General features: G+C 64.4%; 15 protein-coding genes. 11 read left to right on the top strand and 4 right to left on the bottom strand.

What is annotated here, in order from left to right:
- Positions 1 to 33: 33 nt before the first annotated feature.
- The 7 genes from rseP to lpxB all read left to right on the top strand — a co-directional run bounded on the left by rseP (position 34) and on the right by lpxB (position 8,096).
- Positions 34 to 1,377 carry an RIP metalloprotease RseP gene (gene rseP / locus M8744_RS09935; protein ID WP_251414502.1) on the top strand — a complete coding sequence of 448 codons (1,344 nt, stop codon included), beginning with the start codon at positions 34 to 36 and terminating at the stop codon, positions 1,375 to 1,377.
- 337 nt (positions 1,378 to 1,714) lie between these two features.
- Complete coding sequence (bamA, locus tag M8744_RS09940; protein ID WP_434481362.1) at positions 1,715 to 4,108, top strand: outer membrane protein assembly factor BamA; 2,394 nt, start codon at positions 1,715 to 1,717, stop codon at positions 4,106 to 4,108.
- Entirely contained in the window at positions 4,108 to 4,707 is a 600-nt protein-coding gene (locus M8744_RS09945) for an OmpH/Skp family outer membrane protein (protein ID WP_251414504.1), read from the top strand. Before bamA ends, M8744_RS09945 begins: the two co-directional genes overlap by 1 nt.
- 75 nt (positions 4,708 to 4,782) lie before the next feature.
- Positions 4,783 to 5,247, top strand: coding sequence for a 3-hydroxyacyl-ACP dehydratase FabZ (gene fabZ, locus M8744_RS09950; RefSeq protein ID WP_251414520.1), 465 nt, complete (start codon positions 4,783 to 4,785; stop codon positions 5,245 to 5,247).
- Between the two features lie 6 nt (positions 5,248 to 5,253).
- Positions 5,254 to 6,039, top strand: coding sequence for an acyl-ACP--UDP-N-acetylglucosamine O-acyltransferase (gene lpxA, locus M8744_RS09955; protein WP_251414525.1), 786 nt, complete (start codon positions 5,254 to 5,256; stop codon positions 6,037 to 6,039).
- Between the two features lie 3 nt (positions 6,040 to 6,042).
- Positions 6,043 to 6,939: an LpxI family protein gene (locus tag M8744_RS09960; protein WP_252409431.1), complete on the top strand. Its 897-nt coding sequence runs from the start codon at positions 6,043 to 6,045 to the stop codon at positions 6,937 to 6,939.
- Positions 6,936 to 8,096: a lipid-A-disaccharide synthase gene (lpxB, locus tag M8744_RS09965; protein WP_251414720.1), complete on the top strand. Its 1,161-nt coding sequence runs from the start codon at positions 6,936 to 6,938 to the stop codon at positions 8,094 to 8,096. The genes M8744_RS09960 and lpxB overlap by 4 nt, the downstream gene beginning before the upstream one ends.
- Here lpxB and M8744_RS09970 read toward each other — a convergent pair whose 3' ends face one another.
- The 3 genes from M8744_RS09970 to M8744_RS09980 are packed head-to-tail and all read right to left on the bottom strand — an operon-like array spanning position 8,097 to position 10,947.
- On the bottom strand, positions 8,097 to 9,518 hold the full coding sequence (locus tag M8744_RS09970) for a protein adenylyltransferase SelO (RefSeq protein WP_251414542.1): 1,422 nt from the start codon (positions 9,516 to 9,518) through the stop codon (positions 8,097 to 8,099). It abuts the gene before it with no gap.
- A 41-nt stretch (positions 9,519 to 9,559) separates the two neighbouring features.
- Positions 9,560 to 10,009: a GNAT family N-acetyltransferase gene (locus M8744_RS09975; protein ID WP_251414545.1), complete on the bottom strand. Its 450-nt coding sequence runs from the start codon at positions 10,007 to 10,009 to the stop codon at positions 9,560 to 9,562.
- On the bottom strand, positions 10,006 to 10,947 hold the full coding sequence (locus M8744_RS09980; RefSeq protein ID WP_251414548.1) for a nucleoside hydrolase: 942 nt from the start codon (positions 10,945 to 10,947) through the stop codon (positions 10,006 to 10,008). The genes M8744_RS09975 and M8744_RS09980 overlap by 4 nt, the downstream gene beginning before the upstream one ends.
- A 123-nt stretch (positions 10,948 to 11,070) precedes the next feature.
- On the opposite strand from M8744_RS09980, the gene M8744_RS09985 reads away from it, so the two are divergent.
- Complete coding sequence (locus tag M8744_RS09985) at positions 11,071 to 11,967, top strand: hypothetical protein (protein WP_251414551.1); 897 nt, start codon at positions 11,071 to 11,073, stop codon at positions 11,965 to 11,967.
- A gap of 353 nt (positions 11,968 to 12,320) precedes the next feature.
- Positions 12,321 to 12,575 carry an EF-hand domain-containing protein gene (locus M8744_RS09990; RefSeq protein WP_251414554.1) on the top strand — a complete coding sequence of 85 codons (255 nt, stop codon included), beginning with the start codon at positions 12,321 to 12,323 and terminating at the stop codon, positions 12,573 to 12,575.
- A 63-nt stretch (positions 12,576 to 12,638) separates the two neighbouring features.
- Here M8744_RS09990 and serS read toward each other — a convergent pair whose 3' ends face one another.
- On the bottom strand, positions 12,639 to 13,931 hold the full coding sequence (gene serS / locus M8744_RS09995; protein WP_251414570.1) for a serine--tRNA ligase: 1,293 nt from the start codon (positions 13,929 to 13,931) through the stop codon (positions 12,639 to 12,641).
- 307 nt (positions 13,932 to 14,238) lie between these two features.
- Between serS and yajC the strand changes: the two genes are divergently transcribed.
- Entirely contained in the window at positions 14,239 to 14,523 is a 285-nt protein-coding gene (gene yajC, locus M8744_RS10000) for a preprotein translocase subunit YajC (protein ID WP_251414585.1), read from the top strand.
- Positions 14,524 to 14,567: 44 nt separating this feature from the next.
- Complete coding sequence (secD, locus tag M8744_RS10005) at positions 14,568 to 16,232, top strand: protein translocase subunit SecD (RefSeq protein ID WP_251414595.1); 1,665 nt, start codon at positions 14,568 to 14,570, stop codon at positions 16,230 to 16,232.
- Position 16,233 lies beyond the last annotated feature (1 nt).

Raw genomic sequence — 16,233 nt, forward strand, 5'->3', positions numbered from 1 at the left:
GCGGCGCAAGGCAAGACAAAAAAGGACGGGCATTTGGATATTCTCACGCTGCTACCCCAGTTCGGCAATCTTATCTGGACGCTGGCCGCCTTTGTCATCGCGTTGTCGGTGATCGTTGCGATCCATGAATATGGTCACTACATCGTCGGGCGCTGGTCGGGGATTCACGCGGATGTGTTCAGCCTGGGCTTTGGCCCGGTCCTGTACGCGCGCACCGACAAGCGCGGCACCGTCTGGCAGGTCGCGGCCTTGCCTTTCGGCGGCTATGTCAAGTTTCGCGGCGATGCCAACGCCGCCAGCGCCCCCGACGACGAGGCGGTGCGCGAAATGTCGGAAGCCGAGAAACGCTCGACCATGGCGGGCGCGCCGCTTTGGGCGCGCACCGCAACGGTCGCGGCCGGGCCGATCTTCAATTTCGTGCTGGCGATTGCGCTATTCACCGCCGTCGGCATGACCCGCGGCGTCGCGGTCGATCCGTTGACGGTGGGTGAAATGCGCCCCTTGCCGCAGGAAACCGCGCTGCAAGAGGGCGACGTGCTGCTTGAGATCGACGGTCTGCGCATGCCGGATTTCGAGAACCCGACCGCCTTTGACGACATGCTTGCCGACCTGCCGGAACAGCCGCTGCTGGATTACACGGTTGAACGTGATGGACAGCAACTCGTGGTTTCGGGTCCGTGGCTGATGCCGCCGGTCGTCACGCAGCTTGCGCCGCAATCGGCAGCGTTTGCCGCCGGGCTTGCCGTGGGCGACGTGATCACCGCCATCGACGGGCAGGAAATCTTTTCCTTTTCGCAACTGAAGGAAAAGGTCGAGGCTGGCGAGGGGGCACCGCTGGCGCTGAGCGTTTGGCGCGGGGGCGAGATTATCGAGATGACGTTGGAGCCGCGGCGCGTGGACGAACCGCAAGCCGATGGCGGTTTCCAGACGAACTGGCGTATCGGTATCGTTGGCGGCATGGCCTTTACGCCCGCCACCACCACGCCCGGCATTGCCGAAGCATTGTGGGGCGGTGTCACCGGCACCTACGAGATCATGCGCGGCTCGATCTCGGGTTTGTGGCACATGGTCACCGGCGCGATTTCCAGCTGCAACATGTCGGGCCCCATCGGCATTGCCGAGGTATCGGGCCAGATGGCCAGCCAGGGCGCGATGAACTTTGTCTATTTCATTGGCGTTCTGTCGGCGGCGGTGGGTCTGCTGAACCTGTTCCCGATCCCGGTGCTGGATGGCGGCCACCTGGTGTTTTATGCCTACGAGGCCGTGGCCGGCAAACCGCCCAGCGATGGCGTGTTGCGTGTACTGATGACCGTCGGGCTGGTTTTGATCCTGTCGCTGATGGTGTTCGCGCTGACCAACGATATCTTCTGCCCCTGACGGCTATTGGCCACGCGCTGCCCGATTGGCGCCAAACTTGCGCCACATTGCCTCGTTAATCTTCGTGAAAGAAACGGAAAGAACGAGGTGTGACATGCAAACTATCCAGGCAAGCGCGCGTGGTCTTGCGCTGCTTCTCCAGCTCAACTGGGATCGCATCCTGTTCGTGGGAACCATCTACATGTGCCTATTGATGTCCGCGTACTTCTACAGCTTGTGATCGGTCAAGGGACGGCAGCAACAAGCGCGCCGGGCCCGGCGCGCTTTTCGCGTTTTGACAAGGTGCGGTATTGCCGGTAGTCAGGTGGGCAATTGCACCTCTGACCTGGGGATCAGAATGATCAACGCATTTGCTGCGCTTGGGCGACGCCCTGCCATGCCCACCGCCATACTGCGCCGCGTTGGCGGCATGTTTTTCCTTTTGATTGCAATGGCTTTGACCGGCCTGCCGGAACCGGCATCGGCACAATCCTATCGCTTTACCGATGTGCGCATCGAGGGCAATCAGCGGATCGAGCCGGGCACGATCATGTCTTACGCGGGAATCGCCCGCGGCGAGACGGTTTCGGCCGCTGGCCTGAACGATGCCTACCAACGCATCTTGGGCTCGGGGCTGTTTGAAAGCGTCGAGATCGAACCGCGCGGCAGCACGCTGTTGATTTCGGTTACCGAGTTTCCGACGATCAACCGCATCTCGTTCGAGGGCAACCGCCGCATTGATGACGATGTGCTGCAACAGGTCATCGAATCCGAGCCGCGCCGCGTTTTCAGCGCCTCGGTGGCAGAGCGTGATGCCACGCGCATCGCCGAGGCCTTTAACAATGCCGGTCGTCTTGGTGCGCAGGTCACGCCGCGCATAATTCGTCGGGGTGACAACCGGGTCGACCTGGTGTTCGAGATATTCGAGGGCGGCCTGGTCGAGATCGAGCGCATCGGATTCGTCGGAAACCAGGTCTACTCCGACAACCGTTTGCGCCGCGTTCTGGAAAGCAAGCAGGCGGGCCTGCTGCGCGCCTTCATCCGCAAGGATACCTTCGTTGCCGACCGGATCGAATTCGACAAGCAGGTGCTGAACGACTTTTACCAAAGCCGCGGCTATGTCGATTTCCGCACCACCGGCGTCAACGCCGAGCTGACGCGGGAACGCGACGGGTATTTCATCACGTTCAACATCTACGAAGGTCAGCAATTCCGCTTTGGCGAAATCACAACGACGACGGAACTTGGCGAGGTTGACCCCGATGAGTTTCGCGATGCCTTGCGGGTGCGGCCGGGCGTGGTCTATTCACCCAGCGTCGTCGAGAATTCGATTGCACGGCTGGAGCGTTTGGCGATCCGAAAGGGTCTGGACTTCATCCGGGTCGAGCCGCGCATCACGCGCAATGACCGCGACCTGACGCTGGATGTGGAATTTGCCATCGTGCGCGGGCCGCGTATCTTTGTTGAGCGTATCGACATCGAAGGTAACGCCACGACGCTCGACCGCGTCGTGCGCCGGCAGTTCCGCATTGTCGAGGGCGACCCGTTCAACCCCCGCGAGATCCGCGAAAGCGCGGAGCGCATCCGCGCGCTCGGGTTCTTTGAAACGGCCGATGTAAACGCGCGCGAAGGGTCCAGCCCCGACCAGGTGGTCGTCGAGGTTGATGTCGAAGAAAAGCCGACCGGGTCACTGTCCTTTGGGGGTGCCTTCTCTTCAAGCGACGGTTTTTCGTTGCAGGCCGCGTTGACCGAAGAGAACTTTCTCGGGCGTGGGCAGCGCGTGTCGCTGTCCTTGTCGGGGGCCGAAGACAACCGTGTTTACCGGCTGCAATTCACCGAGCCTGCCTTGCTCGGGCGCGACCTCGAGTTCGGCATCGACGTCGGGTATATCGAAACCGATAACCTTGACTCCAACTATGACACCGATCTGGTCCGCTTCCGGCCCAGCCTGGGCTTTCCCGTCGGTGAACGCAGCCGGCTGAACCTGTTCTACCAGGCCGAAAGCGTGAACATGGAAGCCGACTATGAAGAGTTCACGGCACCGCTGCCCGCGGTTGTCACCGGCAGCGTCATCTCGGACGAGGCTGGCCTGGGCCGCGTTCTGACCAGCTCGGTTGGCTACACCTACTCATACGACAGCAAGATCAACGGCCTGAACCCGAATGCTGGCTGGCGTTTCCAGTTTGGCCAGGAATTTGCCGGGCTGGGCGGGGACAACAAGTTCATCCGGACCACTGCCAAGGCCTCTGCGGAAACCTCGGTTCTTAACGAAGAGGTCACGTTGCGCGCGTCGCTGGAAGGCGGGGCCCTGACCTTCAGCCAGGGCACGTCACGTGTGACCGATCGTTTCAACATCGGCGGATCGATCATGCGCGGCTTCAGCCCCGATGGCATCGGCCCGCGCCAATATGTCGACGACGGGGCGGGCAACGTCATCAACGACGCGCTGGGCGGCAACATCTATGCCGTGGCCAAGCTCGAGGCCGAGTTCCCGCTGGGCCTGCCCGAGGAATACGGTATTCGCGGTGGTGCCTTCTACGATGTCGGTTCGGTCTGGGGGCTTGACGATTCCTTTGCATCGGGCGCGTCGGGCATTCAGTACGAGGACCGGTCATTCCGTCACGTGGTGGGCCTGTCGATTTTCTGGAATACGCCGATCGGGCCGCTTCGCTTCAACTTCACCAAGGCGCTTGAGAAAGAAGCTTTGGACGACGAACAGAAATTCGACGTCACGCTCTCGACCCGGTTCTGATGCGGCTCTGGGCTGCCTGTCTCGGGGTCTTGGTGGCACTGGCCACGCCCCTTGCCGCCCAGTCGCTTTCGGAGGGCGAGCCGGTCATTCGCAGCCCGGTTTTGTCGATCAATTATGATCGGTTCTTTTCGCGCTCGGCGCTGGGAAAAGAGCTGGTGGCCGAGCTCGAGGCCGAGCGTATCCTGCTGGAGGCCGAGAACCGGCGTATCGAAGCCGAGCTTGAGGCCGAGGAGATCGAGCTGACCAAGGCGCGGGAAACCATGCCCGCCGACGAATTTCGCGCCGCGGCCCAAGCCTTTGACGAAAAGGTGCAGAACATCCGCGACGAGCGCCGGCAATTGGCGCTGGAACTGACGGAAAAGGGCGACACGGTGCGCCAGCAATTCGACGAGGCCGCGTTGCCCGTGCTGACACGGATCGTGCGCGATGCCGGTGCGGCGGTCGTGGTTGATACGCGCTCGGTCGTGCTGACGCTCGATGCGATCGACATCACCGACCTCGCGATCGCGCGGCTGGATGCCGCGCAATCCACCGAACTGGACGATGCCGAGGAAAACGCCCCCGACGATGCGGCCGACCCCGAGCCAATCGACCCCTGACTCTTGCGCGCTTGCCCCGCCGAGGGGGAGTTGCTAGGGACGGCTGGCAGCCGTTACAGACCAAGGAAACCACATATGAGTGACACGCTGAAAAGCGCCGATATCCAGTTGATCCAGCGCATCCTGCCGCATCGCTACCCGTTTCTGCTGGTCGATCGCGTCACCGATATCAACGGAACATCCAGCGCCGTCGGGCTGAAGAATGTCACCATGAACGAGCCGCATTTCCAGGGCCATTTCCCGGGAACGCCGATCATGCCCGGAGTCACGATCGTCGAGGCGATGGCCCAGACCGCTGCCGTGATGGTGGGCGTGGCGATGGACCTGGCCGACCGCGATTTGCTGATCTATTTCATGGGTATCGACGGCTGCAAGTTTCGCCGCAAGGTCGTGCCGGGCGACCGGCTGCGGATGGAGCTGAGCACCCTGCGCGGCAAGCCGGGTGCGAAAGTCTGGAAATTCAAGGGCGTGGCCACGGTGGATGGGGACATGGCCTGCGAGGCCGAGTTTACCGCCATGATGGACCTGCCGCAGGAGTAACCCCGCATGGCGAGCCTCATTCATCCATCTGCGATCATCGAAGAGGGCGTGACGCTGGGCGAGGGCGTGCGCGTGGGCCCATTCTGCCATGTGGGCGCCGACGTGACCCTGGCTGACGGGGTCGAGCTGAAAAGCCATGTCGTGGTGGGCGGGCATACGAGCATCGGTGCCGACACAATCGTCTTTCCTTTCGCGGTGATCGGCGAGATCCCGCAGGACCTGAAATTCAAGGGAGAGCAGACACGGTTGGAAATCGGCGCGCGCAATCGCATCCGTGAACATGTGACCATGAACACCGGCACCGAGGGTGGCGGCGGCCTGACGCGCGTGGGTGATGACGGGCTCTTCATGGCAGGTTGCCATATCGCGCATGACGCGCAGGTGGGCGACCGGGTGATTATCGTCAACAACTCGGCCATCGCCGGCCATTGCGTGATCGAGGATGACGTGATCGTGGGCGGGCTGTCGGGGGTGCATCAATGGGTGCGCATCGGGCGCGGCGCCATCATCGGCGCGCTGTCGATGGTTGCCAATGACGTGATTCCGCACGGTCTCGTGCAGGGACCGCGCGGTAAACTGGACGGGCTGAACCTGGTGGGGTTGAAACGCCGTGGTGTGGCGCGCGCCGACATCACCGCTTTGCGGGCCGCGTTCCAGATGCTGGCCCAGGGCGAAGGCACCTTTCAGGATCGGGCCAATCGACTGGGCAAGGAAACCGAAAGCGATTATGTCCGCCAGATCGTCGATTTCGTCACCGCCGGAACCGACCGGCATTTCCTGACGCCGCGTTAGGCCATGCTGGCGTTGATCGCAGGGAGGGGTAGTTTGCCCGCGGCGGTGGCCGCGGCGCAGAAGGTGCCGCCGCTGGTATGCGCGCTGCAAGCCCAACCGCCCGACACGCTGAAACCTGACCTGACATTCCGGCTGGAAACGCTGGGTAGCCTGCTGGGGCAACTGCGGGCGCGGGGGGTGACCGATGTCTGCCTGTGCGGTGCCATCGACCGCCCCGACCTTGACCCTGCCGCGCTAGACGCGGAAACCGCGCGGCTGGTGCCTGTCCTGCAACAGGCGTTGGGGCAGGGGGATGACGGGGCCTTGCGCGCGGTCATGGGCCTTTTCGAGCAATCGGGTTTCGCGATCCGCGCCGCGCATGAGCTGGCCCCCGGCCTGCTGCCAACCGCCGGCGTGCTGACCAAGCGGCAACCGCAGCAGGGGCACCGGGCCGACGTGGCCACCGCGCTTGAGGTGCTGGCCGACCAGGGACGCGCCGACCTGGGGCAGGCCTGCGTGGTGCGGCGTGGCCAAGTTCTGGTGCGCGAGGGCGAGGAAGGCACCGATGCGATGCTGGCCACGCTTGCCCAACAGGGGGGGGATGGCAGCTGGGATGGCGACCCGATCACATGGTCTTTCGACCTGGCCGGTGACCTGATCGGCCAGGCCGCCGACTGGCTGTCGAACACGGCTGAACGCAGCCCCGACGCGCCCGGCGCGGGCGCTATCCTGTTCAAGGCGCCGAAACCGGGCCAGGACTGGCGCGCCGACCTGCCCACGATTGGCCCTGTAACCGCCATTCGCGCGGCCGAGGCGGGGCTGGATGGTATCGTGATCGCAGCGGGCGGGGTGATCGTGTTGGATCGCGCGCAGGTGGTGGCAATCTGCGACGCGAAGGGCCTGTTCCTGTGGGTGCGCTGACGGTTTTCCTGATCGCGGGCGAGGCCTCGGGCGACCGGCTGGGCGCGGCGCTGATGGCGGGGCTGAAAACGCTGCATCCCGAGGTGACCTTTCAAGGAGTGGCCGGCCCGCAGATGCAGGCCGAGGGGATGGAAAGCCTGTTCGCGATGGAGGAACTGTCGGTGATGGGGCTGGCAGAGATCCTGCCGAAATACCGCCATCTGAAACGCCGCATCGCGCAGACCGCGCAGGCGGTGTTGGACGCAAGGCCCGACGTGCTGATCACCATCGACAGCCCCGATTTCTGCCTGCGCGTGGCGCGGCAGGTCAAGGCGGTCCGCCAGGTTCGCTGCGTGCACTACGTGGCGCCCACCGTCTGGGCGTGGCGGCCGGGGCGGGCCGACAAGATGGCGCAGGTGATCGACCAGGTGCTGGCGCTTTTCCCGTTCGAGCCGCCCTACATGGAGGCCGCCGGAATGCGCTGCGATTTCGTGGGGCACCCGGTGGTGGCCGAGCCCGTCGCAACCGATGCGCAGGTGCGGGCCTTTCGGGCCGAACATGGCCTGGGCGATGCGCCGCTGCTGCTGCTGCTGCCGGGCTCGCGCAGGGGCGAGGTGGGGCGGTTGATGCCGGTTTTCTCGCAGGTCTGCGCGCAATTGCGCCAGGCACGCACGCAAATGCGCGTCGTTATTCCGGCGGTGGCCCATGTCGCACCGATGATCGAGCAGGCAACGGCGGGTTGGGAAGGGCCACCCATCGTGCTTGACCCGCGTGGGGCAGCGCCGGGTGCTTTCGCGGCGCAGAAACGGGCGGCTTTCGCGGCGGCGAATGTGGCCTTGGCGGCGTCGGGCACCGTGTCGCTGGAACTGGCCGCGAATGGCACGCCGATGGTCATCGCCTATGACATGAACTGGCTCAGCCGTCAGATCATTTCGCGGATGGTGCGCGTCGATACAGTGACCTTGGTGAACCTGGTGTCAGAAACCCGCGCGGTGCCGGAATTCATTGGGGCCAGGTGCCGGGCCGACCTGATCACCCCGGCGGTGGCCGGGGTGCTGGACGCGCCGGATGCACAGCGCGCGGCGATGGATCTGACCATGGAGCGGTTGGGCCGGGGGCAGGCCGCGCCGGGGCTGCGCGCGGCCGAGGCGGTTCTGTCGGGGCTGGGCCTGGCCTGATCAGGTGCCGCAAAAGGTCTGCTTGACCTCTTCATGGGGTTCGGGCGGACGTTTCAGATCGGCATCGTCGACGTGGTCGTCAAACGGGTGCGACAGCGCCTCCACCAGCCGTTCGAAGGGCGCGAAATCGCCCCGCGTGGCCGATTGTATCATCTGCTCGACCCGGTGATTGCGCGGTATGATCGCGGGGTTCGTGGCACGCATCAGCCCCTGCGGGTCATCTTCGCGGGCAATCCGGTCTTGCCAGCGCGTGGCCCATGCATCGAATCCGCTTGGGTCGGCGAACTGGTCACGCGCTGTGCCATCGGCCAGCCCGCGGAACGTGTTGGTGAAATCTGCGCCATGATCCTGCATCAGTTTCAGCAGATCCTCGATCAGCGCGGTATCGCCGCCTTCGTGCGAGGCCAGCCCCAGCTTGCGGCGAAACCGCAAGCGGCGCTCGCCTTCGACGCGCGCCGGCATCGAGTGGATCATTTGCGTGAATTGCGTCACCGCCGCGTCCTGGTCGGGCATCAGGGGGACCAGCGCCGAGGCGAGTTGCGCCAGGTTCCAGGCGATGATCTGGCCCTGTTGATCATAGGCGTAGCGCCCGTAACGGTCGATCGAGGAATAGACCGTGACCGGGTGATAGGCATCCATGAAGGCGGCCGGACCATAGTCGATCGTTTCGCCCGACAGCGTGGTGTTGTCGGTGTTCATCACGCCGTGGATGAACCCCGCCGCCAGCCAGTCGGCCACCAGCGCGGCCTGACGGTCGATCACCGCGTCCAGCATCTCGGCCGGGTCGGCGGCGTCGGGGTAATGGCGGTCACGGGTGTAGTTGAACAGCGCCTCAAGTGCCTCGAGATCGCGGCGCGCGGCGAAAAACTCGAAGGTGCCCACCCGGATATGGCTGGCCGCGACACGCGTCAGCACCGCGCCGGGCAGCGCGCCCTGTTCGCGGTAGACCGGATCGCCCGTGGCCACCGCGGCCAGTGCACGCGTCGTGGGGATGCCCATCGCGTGCATTGCCTCGGACAGCACGTATTCGCGCAAGACAGGCCCCAGCCAGGCGCGCCCGTCGCCCATGCGGGAATAGGGTGTGCGCCCCGACCCCTTGAGCGCGATGTCGCGGCGGTGGCCCGCGCGGTCGACGACCTCGCCCAGCAGAACGGCGCGGCCATCGCCCAGTTGCGGGGAGAAACCGCCGAACTGGTGCCCGGCATAGGCCTGCGCCAGGGGCATCGCGCCCTCGGGCGTTTCGTTGCCTGAAAAGATGCGGGCCAGCATGTCGGGGTCGCCGTCGTCAATGCCCAGTTCATCGGCCAGCGCGTGGTTGAAGCGGATCAGCCGCGGGGTTCCCACGGGCTCAGGCGCCTGCAAGGTGAAGAACCGCTGCGGCAGGGTTGCGTAGGAGTTGTCGAAAGGCAGGTGCAATGTCATGATACAAAGATAACCCTGATACGCATCTTTACCAAGCCCCCTCAGCGCAGAACGCGGGTCATCAGGCTGGATTTCTCGCGCAGGCGAAAGCCCGCGCGGGCATAAAGCTTTTGCGCGCGCTCGTTGTCGCGGCCCACCTCCAGCGACAAGCCGCACAGCCCGTGTTGCGCCAGCGCGGGCATCAGGCCCAGCAGCACCTCCATCCCCATGCCGCGGCCACGCACGGGCGGGCGTATCCAGAATTCGTCGATCACCCCGTCGATGCCGCCCAGCTTGACCGAGTAGCCGAAGGAAATGACGATATAGCCCACCGGGCTGCGGCGCGGCCCGATCAGATAGGCCACGCCCAGCGGCGTGCCATCCAACAACGGCGTCAGCGCGGCGGTGCGCTGCGCCTCGTCGCTGTCGATCCCTTCCTCGGCATGATTGGCCGTGACCATGGGCAACAGGCGCGGCAAGTCGTCGGGCGTGGCGATGTGCAGCGATGTCACAGGCGGGCCAGCCTTTCGGTCAAAAGCGTGAAGAAGCCCGTGGCGTCGATATCGCCCATGAACATCGCATTGGGCGCTCGGCCCGAAACGCCCCACCAATCGGCCACTGTCATGCCCATTGTCAGGTCGGACTGCGTTTCGATTTCCACGTTGACGTGGCGCCCGGTGAACAGGTCGGGCCGGATCAGGTAGGCGGTGACACACGGGTCATGCAGCGGCGCGCCGACCGAGCCATATTTTTCCTTGTCGAACCGTTCGAAGAAGTCGGTCATCTGCGCCACGGCCACGCCCACGGGGGTGCCAAGGGCGCGGAACGCCTCGTTTCTTGGCGCGGTGACAAGGGCCTTGTGGGTAACATCGAGCGGCATCACCACCAGCGGCGCGCCCGATTTGAACACGATGCGCGCGGCCTGCGGATCGACATAGATGTTGAACTCGGCCGCGGGGGTGATGTTGCCGACCTCGAAATAGGCCCCTCCCATCAGAACGATTTCGGCCACCCGCGGCACGATGTCGGGCGCCTTTTCAAAGGCCATGGCAATATTCGTCAACGGCCCCAAGGGGCACAGGGTGACGGTGCCCTCGGGCTCGCTACGCAGCGTGTCGATGATGAAATCCACCGCGTGAGCCTTTTGCAGGGGCATCGCGGGCGGGGGCAGATCGGGGCCGTCGAGCCCGGTCTTGCCGTGCACATGCTCGGCCGTCACCAGATCACGGCCCAGGGGGCGGTCGCAACCGGCGTAAACCGCGATATCGGTGCGCCCGGCCAGTTCGCACACCATCCGGGCGTTGCGCGCCGTCAACTCAAGCGGCACGTTGCCCGCCACGGCCGTGATGCCCAGCACCTCGAGATCGTCCGGGCTGGCCAGCGCCAGCAAAATGGCAACGGCGTCGTCCTGTCCGGGATCGGTGTCGATGATGATCTTCCTGGGTAGCATGGCGGCCTCGTATTGCGTTTGGGGGACAGTGGCAACCAAGCTGCACATTGTCCATGACCGCGCATTGCGCAGGCGCGCGTTTCCGCCCATTCTGCCACGAAAGATCACGGGGGGAGAGGGCATTTGGCAGAGCCGGTTCAGGTATATTTGCACGCAGGCGCGCACCGCACCGGAACCAGTAGTTTCCAGATGTGCCTTGATGTGAACCGGGCTGCGCTGACTGGCGCGGGGTATGACCTGGCCTATCCCGGGCGCGACGGCATTCCCGGTGGCAAGCTCAAGATGAAACTGCCCAGCCCCCGCCACGGGTTGCGAAAGGCCAAGGGGTTTGCCGGCCCGGCCCGCGACGAGATCGACAGGCACCGCGATGGTCGGCCAGGGCTGATCCTGTCGGAAGAGAACATCCCCGGCCGGATGCTGCATTTCACGCAAGGCAAGTTCTACCCCGCCAAGGAGATTCGTGCGCGGGTGCTGGCGCAGGCGTTGCCGGGGCCGGTGGCACATCTGCTTTACGTAGTGCGCCCCTACGATCAGCTTTTCGTATCGGCCTATCGCAAGCGGGCCGAGGATATCCCGGTTGAGCCGTTTGACGAGGTGGTCCCCGGCCTGATGCAGGTGGATGAAGGCTGGCCCGAACTTATCGCCACGTTCCAGGCCCATCTGGCGCCTGCCAAGTTGACGGTCGTGACCTATCGCGCGCGCGGGTCCAGCCGCGATTTGCTGTCACGGCTGGTGCCCGACCTGGATGCCGATGCGCTGGCCGAGCCGGAGCGGCACCTGAACCTCAGCCCGACCGACGCCGCGTTACAAGATCTGCAGCGCCGTTATCACGCGGGCGAAACCCTGTCGAAAAGGCAGTTCAAAGAGATCATGGCCCGCCATGCCGACAGTCGCGGCAGCCTTGGGCTAGCCGAGTTTCCGGCCGCCGAAAAGGCCAGATTGGACGCCCGTTATGCCGCCGACCTTGCGCGGCTGGCGCGGATGGATGGCGTGACGCTGGTCGATTCTGCGGGTGTTTAGCGATCATGCTTGGTGCCCCCGCGCCGGCGGTGGCGGGCTTTTGCCGGGGCGTGGGCTGTTTTGGCAAGGGCTTGCGCGGGCCGCGTTTTGGCCCTTGAGCGCGTATTGACATTACCGCCGGGTCGGAGTGCCGGGTTGCAACCTATCGTCGTGCAATGGAAATTGCGTGGTCGCGAATACGCCGCGCTGCGCCTCAAGGCGCCGCCACAGGCCGCAGCAGGTGCAAGGCGGGCAAGAATACGCCTTGGGATCGGTTGGATAATGCCGGTTAAGTCTTTGCCTTGGTTTGATTAATTCCTTCGCCAGCCCGAGGCTGCGTGGCGACGGTGGCAAAAACGCTGCCGTTCAAACCAATGATGGAGGACGAAATGAAAAAGAGCGTACTTGTGATCTTGCCTGCCCTGATGACTGCCACGCCCGCATTTGCGCAAGCGGCGCTGGTGGATGCGGATGGGAACGGCACCTATTCCCATACCGAACTTACCGCGGCCTATCCCGAGGTGAGCGAGGACGATTTCGCCCAGATCGACGCCAATGGCGATGGCGAGATCGACGAGGATGAACTGGCAATGGCCAAGGATGCCGGCATCCTTGGCAGCGAGGGCTGAGACCTCCATTCACGCAACGAAAAGCGGCCCCCGGCTTGATGCGGGGGGCCGTGTTTGCGGGGGTCAGGCCAGCGTGCCGTCGGCTTGCAGCCGCGTCTTGCCGCGCAGGTAGGGATGCAGGGCCTGTGGCAACTCGACCGCGCCATCCTCTTGCTGGCCGTTTTCCAGCACGGCGATCAGCGCCCGGCCCACCGCCAGCCCCGAGCCGTTCAGCGTGTGCAGGAATTCCGGCTTGCCGCCCTCGGCAGGCTTGAAGCGGGCGTTCATGCGCCGCGCCTGGAAGTCACCGCAAACGGAAACCGAACTGATCTCGCGATAGGTGTTCTGCCCGGGCAGCCAGACCTCGATATCGTGGGTCTTTTGCGCGCCGAACCCCATGTCGCCGGTGCACAGAACCACCGTGCGATAGGGCAGGCCCAATGCCTCCAGCACGCCCTCGGCGCAACGGGTCATGCGGTCATGTTCGTCAAGCGAGCGGTCGGGGTGCGTGACGCTGACCATCTCGACCTTTTCGAACTGGTGCTGGCGCAGCATGCCGGCGGTGTCCTTGCCCGCGCTGCCGGCCTCGGAGCGGAAGCACTGGGTATGGGCCACGTAGCGGCGGGGCAGGCTGGCCTCGTCGACCGTCAAACCATTGACGATGTTGGTCAAGGTGACCTCGGCGGTGGGCACCAGCCACCAGCCGTTCGTGGTTTGGTAACTGTCCTCGCCGAATTTCGGCAGTTGCCCGGTGCCCTGCATCATCTCGTCACGCACCAGAACAGGGGTCCATGTTTCGGAAAGACCGTTGTTTTCAACGTGATGGTCCAGCATGAACTGCGCAAGGGCCCGGTGGATGCGCGCCACGCCGCCCGTCAGCACGACAAAGCGCGAGCCGGACAGTTTCGCCGCCGTCTCGAAATCCATGCCGGGCACGACGCCGTCGATCTCGAAATGCTCTTTCGGGGCAAACGCGAATTCGCGGGGGGTGCCCCAGCGGCGGATTTCCACGTTGTCCGCTTCATCCTCGCCCTCGGGCACGTCCGAAAGCGGGGTGTTGGGCAGGGTCATCAGCACATCGGTCAATTGCGCGTCAAGCGCCTTGGCCTCGGCCTGCATGCGCGCCACTTCGGCCTTTTTCTCGGCCACCAATGCGCGCAAGCGTTCAAACTCGGCCTCGTCGCCGCTTGCCTTGGCGGCGCCCACTTCCTTGCTGGCGCGTTTCTGCTCGGCCTGAGCGGTTTCTGCCGCGTGGATCACCGAACGGCGCTTTTCATCCAGTTCCAAAACCCTGGCCGACGCAGCCTCGGCCCCGCGACGGGCAAGTGCGGCATCGAGGGCGGCCGGGTTTTCGCGGATCGCGCGGATATCATGCATGGCTGTGCTTCCCTGAAACTGGATATTGGCGCGCCCCTATTGCCCGAAAACCGGGGGCGGGAAAAGGGGGATCGGGTTGGATGCGCCGGTAACACGCATCTGACGCGGGAATGCTTTGCGGGCGGTCGGTTGCGGGGGCGGCAAATGCCAGATGATCAGCCGCGCCAATGGCGCCCGGGCGCGGCGCTTTGCGCTTTGTCCGGTCCGCGGCCCGGTTCGTCTTGCAAAAGCCCTTTTGCGCACATAGGTTCCGCCCAATTCTCGCCTCGGTTTCGGGGCGATCCCATTTGCAGACAAGGACACCCCGATGGAAGGCTTTGCCCAGTTCGTGCCGCTTATCCTGATCTTCGCGATCATGTATTTCCTGCTGATCCGCCCACAGCAGAAGAAGTTGAAAGACCATCAGAAGATGGTCGAGGCCCTGCGCCGCGGCGACCAGGTGGTAACCCAGGGCGGGCTGATCGGCAAGGTCAGCAAGGTCAAGGAAGACAACGAGATCGAGGTGGAACTGTCCGAGGGCGTGCGCGTGCGCGTTGTCAAGTCGACCATCGCGCAGGTTTTGAACAAGACCGAGCCGACCGAGGCCACGTAAACCGCCCCCGCGCCGGGCCGCGGCGCCAGTAACAAGGCAGGATCATGCTACAGATCGATCTATGGAAGCGGGTGGTGATCTGGGCGCTGGTGGCGCTGGGTCTTCTGTTGGCGATGCCCAACGCTTTCTACACGCGCGTCGAAACATCGAATGACGCGCGCGCCGCGCTCGAGGCGGGCGGCACGGCCGACGGGCTGGAAGATCAGGCCGGCCTTTGGCCCGATTTCCTGCCCTCGGGGCTGGTAAATCTTGGTCTTGATCTGCGCGGCGGTGCGCATCTGCTGGCCGAGGTTCAGGTTGCCGATGTCTACGAGTCGCGGATCAAGGCGATGTGGCCCGAGGTTCTGGCGCTGTTGCGTGAAGAGCGGGCGCGGATCGGCACGTTCCGCTTGCAGGATAGCGCGCCCGAAGAGCTGCGTATCCGCCTGAACGAAAAACCCGACATGGCCAGCGAAGCGGCGTCGCTGGTGCGCGGGCTGGCGCGGCCCGTGAACAGCGTGGCGGCCGCCGGATCAAGTGATATCGAGGTATCGGTCGAGGGCGCGGAGGTGGTCATCCGCCTGTCAGACGCCGAGCGGCTGGCGATGGATCAGCGCACGGTTGCGCAGGCGCTTGAGATCATCCGCCGCCGTATCGACGAGGTAGGCACGCGCGAACCCACGATCCAGCGCCAGGGCACCGACCGTATCCTGATCCAGGTGCCCGGCATCGGCAGCGCGGCCGAGCTCAAGGAAATCATCGGCACTACGGCGCAACTGACATTCCAGCCGGTGGTCACACGCACCACGAAAGGTGACATGCCGCCGGGCCCGGGCAACGAACTTCTGCCCAGCCTTGACGAGGAGGGCGTGTTCTACGTGGTCGAACAGGCGGCGGTCGTGACCGGCGAAGAGCTGGTCGACGCGCAGCCCAGTTTCGACCAGAACGGCAGCCCCGCCGTCAATTTCCGTTTCGACCCAACCGGCGCGCGGCGTTTCGGCGACTACACGGCAGAGAATATCGGTAGCCCCTTTGCCATCGTCCTGGACAATGAGGTGATCAGCGCGCCCGTCATCCAAAGCCATATTCCGGGCGGGTCGGGCATCATCACCGGCAACTTCACGGTTGACGAGTCGACGAACCTGGCCGTTCTGTTGCGCGCGGGAGCCCTGCCCGCGGGGCTGGAGTTCCTGGAAGAACGCACGATCGGGCCAGAGCTTGGCGCCGACAGCATCGAGGCAGGCAAGATGGCCAGCATCGTTGCGGGGATCGCGGTGCTTGTGTTCATGTTCCTCAGCTATGGCCTGTTCGGCGTGTTTGCCAATGTCGCGCTGATAGTGAACGTGGGGCTGATCTTTGGCTTGCTCAGCCTGATCGGGGCCACGCTGACCCTGCCGGGCATCGCGGGGATCGTGTTGACCATCGGCATGGCGGTCGATGCCAACGTGCTGGTGTTCGAGCGGATCCGCGAAGAGACGAAAACCGCGCGCGGCCCGGCGCGGGCGATCGAGCTGGGTTACGAAAAGGCGATGAGCGCCATCGTCGACGCCAATATTACCACCTTCATCACGGCGGTGATCCTATACGTCATGGGCTCGGGCCCGGTGCGCGGCTTTGCCATCACGCTGGGCCTGGGCATCATCACTTCGGTCTTTACCGCCTTCTTTGTCACCCGGTTGCTGGTCGCCATGTGGTTCGAGCGCCGCCGCCCCAAAACGTTGGAGGTGTGAG

Origin of the sequence: Lutimaribacter degradans (assembly GCF_023703375.1) — a bacterium.
In the GTDB taxonomy this organism is placed as follows: Bacteria; Pseudomonadota; Alphaproteobacteria; order Rhodobacterales; family Rhodobacteraceae; genus Lutimaribacter; species Lutimaribacter degradans.

What these genes read in the sequence shown, in the direction of transcription:
- bamA (WP_434481362.1), top strand. Translation starts at nt 1,715, where the DNA reads ATGATCAACGCATTTGCTGCGCTTGGGCGACGCCCTGCCATGCCCACC.
- M8744_RS09945 (WP_251414504.1), top strand. Translation starts at nt 4,108, where the DNA reads ATGCGGCTCTGGGCTGCCTGTCTCGGGGTCTTGGTGGCACTGGCCACG.
- fabZ (WP_251414520.1), top strand. Translation starts at nt 4,783, where the DNA reads ATGAGTGACACGCTGAAAAGCGCCGATATCCAGTTGATCCAGCGCATC.
- lpxA (WP_251414525.1), top strand. Translation starts at nt 5,254, where the DNA reads ATGGCGAGCCTCATTCATCCATCTGCGATCATCGAAGAGGGCGTGACG.
- M8744_RS09960 (WP_252409431.1), top strand. Translation starts at nt 6,043, where the DNA reads ATGCTGGCGTTGATCGCAGGGAGGGGTAGTTTGCCCGCGGCGGTGGCC.
- M8744_RS09970 (WP_251414542.1), bottom strand. Translation starts at nt 9,518, where the DNA reads ATGACATTGCACCTGCCTTTCGACAACTCCTACGCAACCCTGCCGCAG.
- M8744_RS09980 (WP_251414548.1), bottom strand. Translation starts at nt 10,947, where the DNA reads ATGCTACCCAGGAAGATCATCATCGACACCGATCCCGGACAGGACGAC.
- M8744_RS09990 (WP_251414554.1), top strand. Translation starts at nt 12,321, where the DNA reads ATGATGGAGGACGAAATGAAAAAGAGCGTACTTGTGATCTTGCCTGCC.
- serS (WP_251414570.1), bottom strand. Translation starts at nt 13,931, where the DNA reads ATGCATGATATCCGCGCGATCCGCGAAAACCCGGCCGCCCTCGATGCC.
- yajC (WP_251414585.1), top strand. Translation starts at nt 14,239, where the DNA reads ATGGAAGGCTTTGCCCAGTTCGTGCCGCTTATCCTGATCTTCGCGATC.
- secD (WP_251414595.1), top strand. Translation starts at nt 14,568, where the DNA reads ATGCTACAGATCGATCTATGGAAGCGGGTGGTGATCTGGGCGCTGGTG.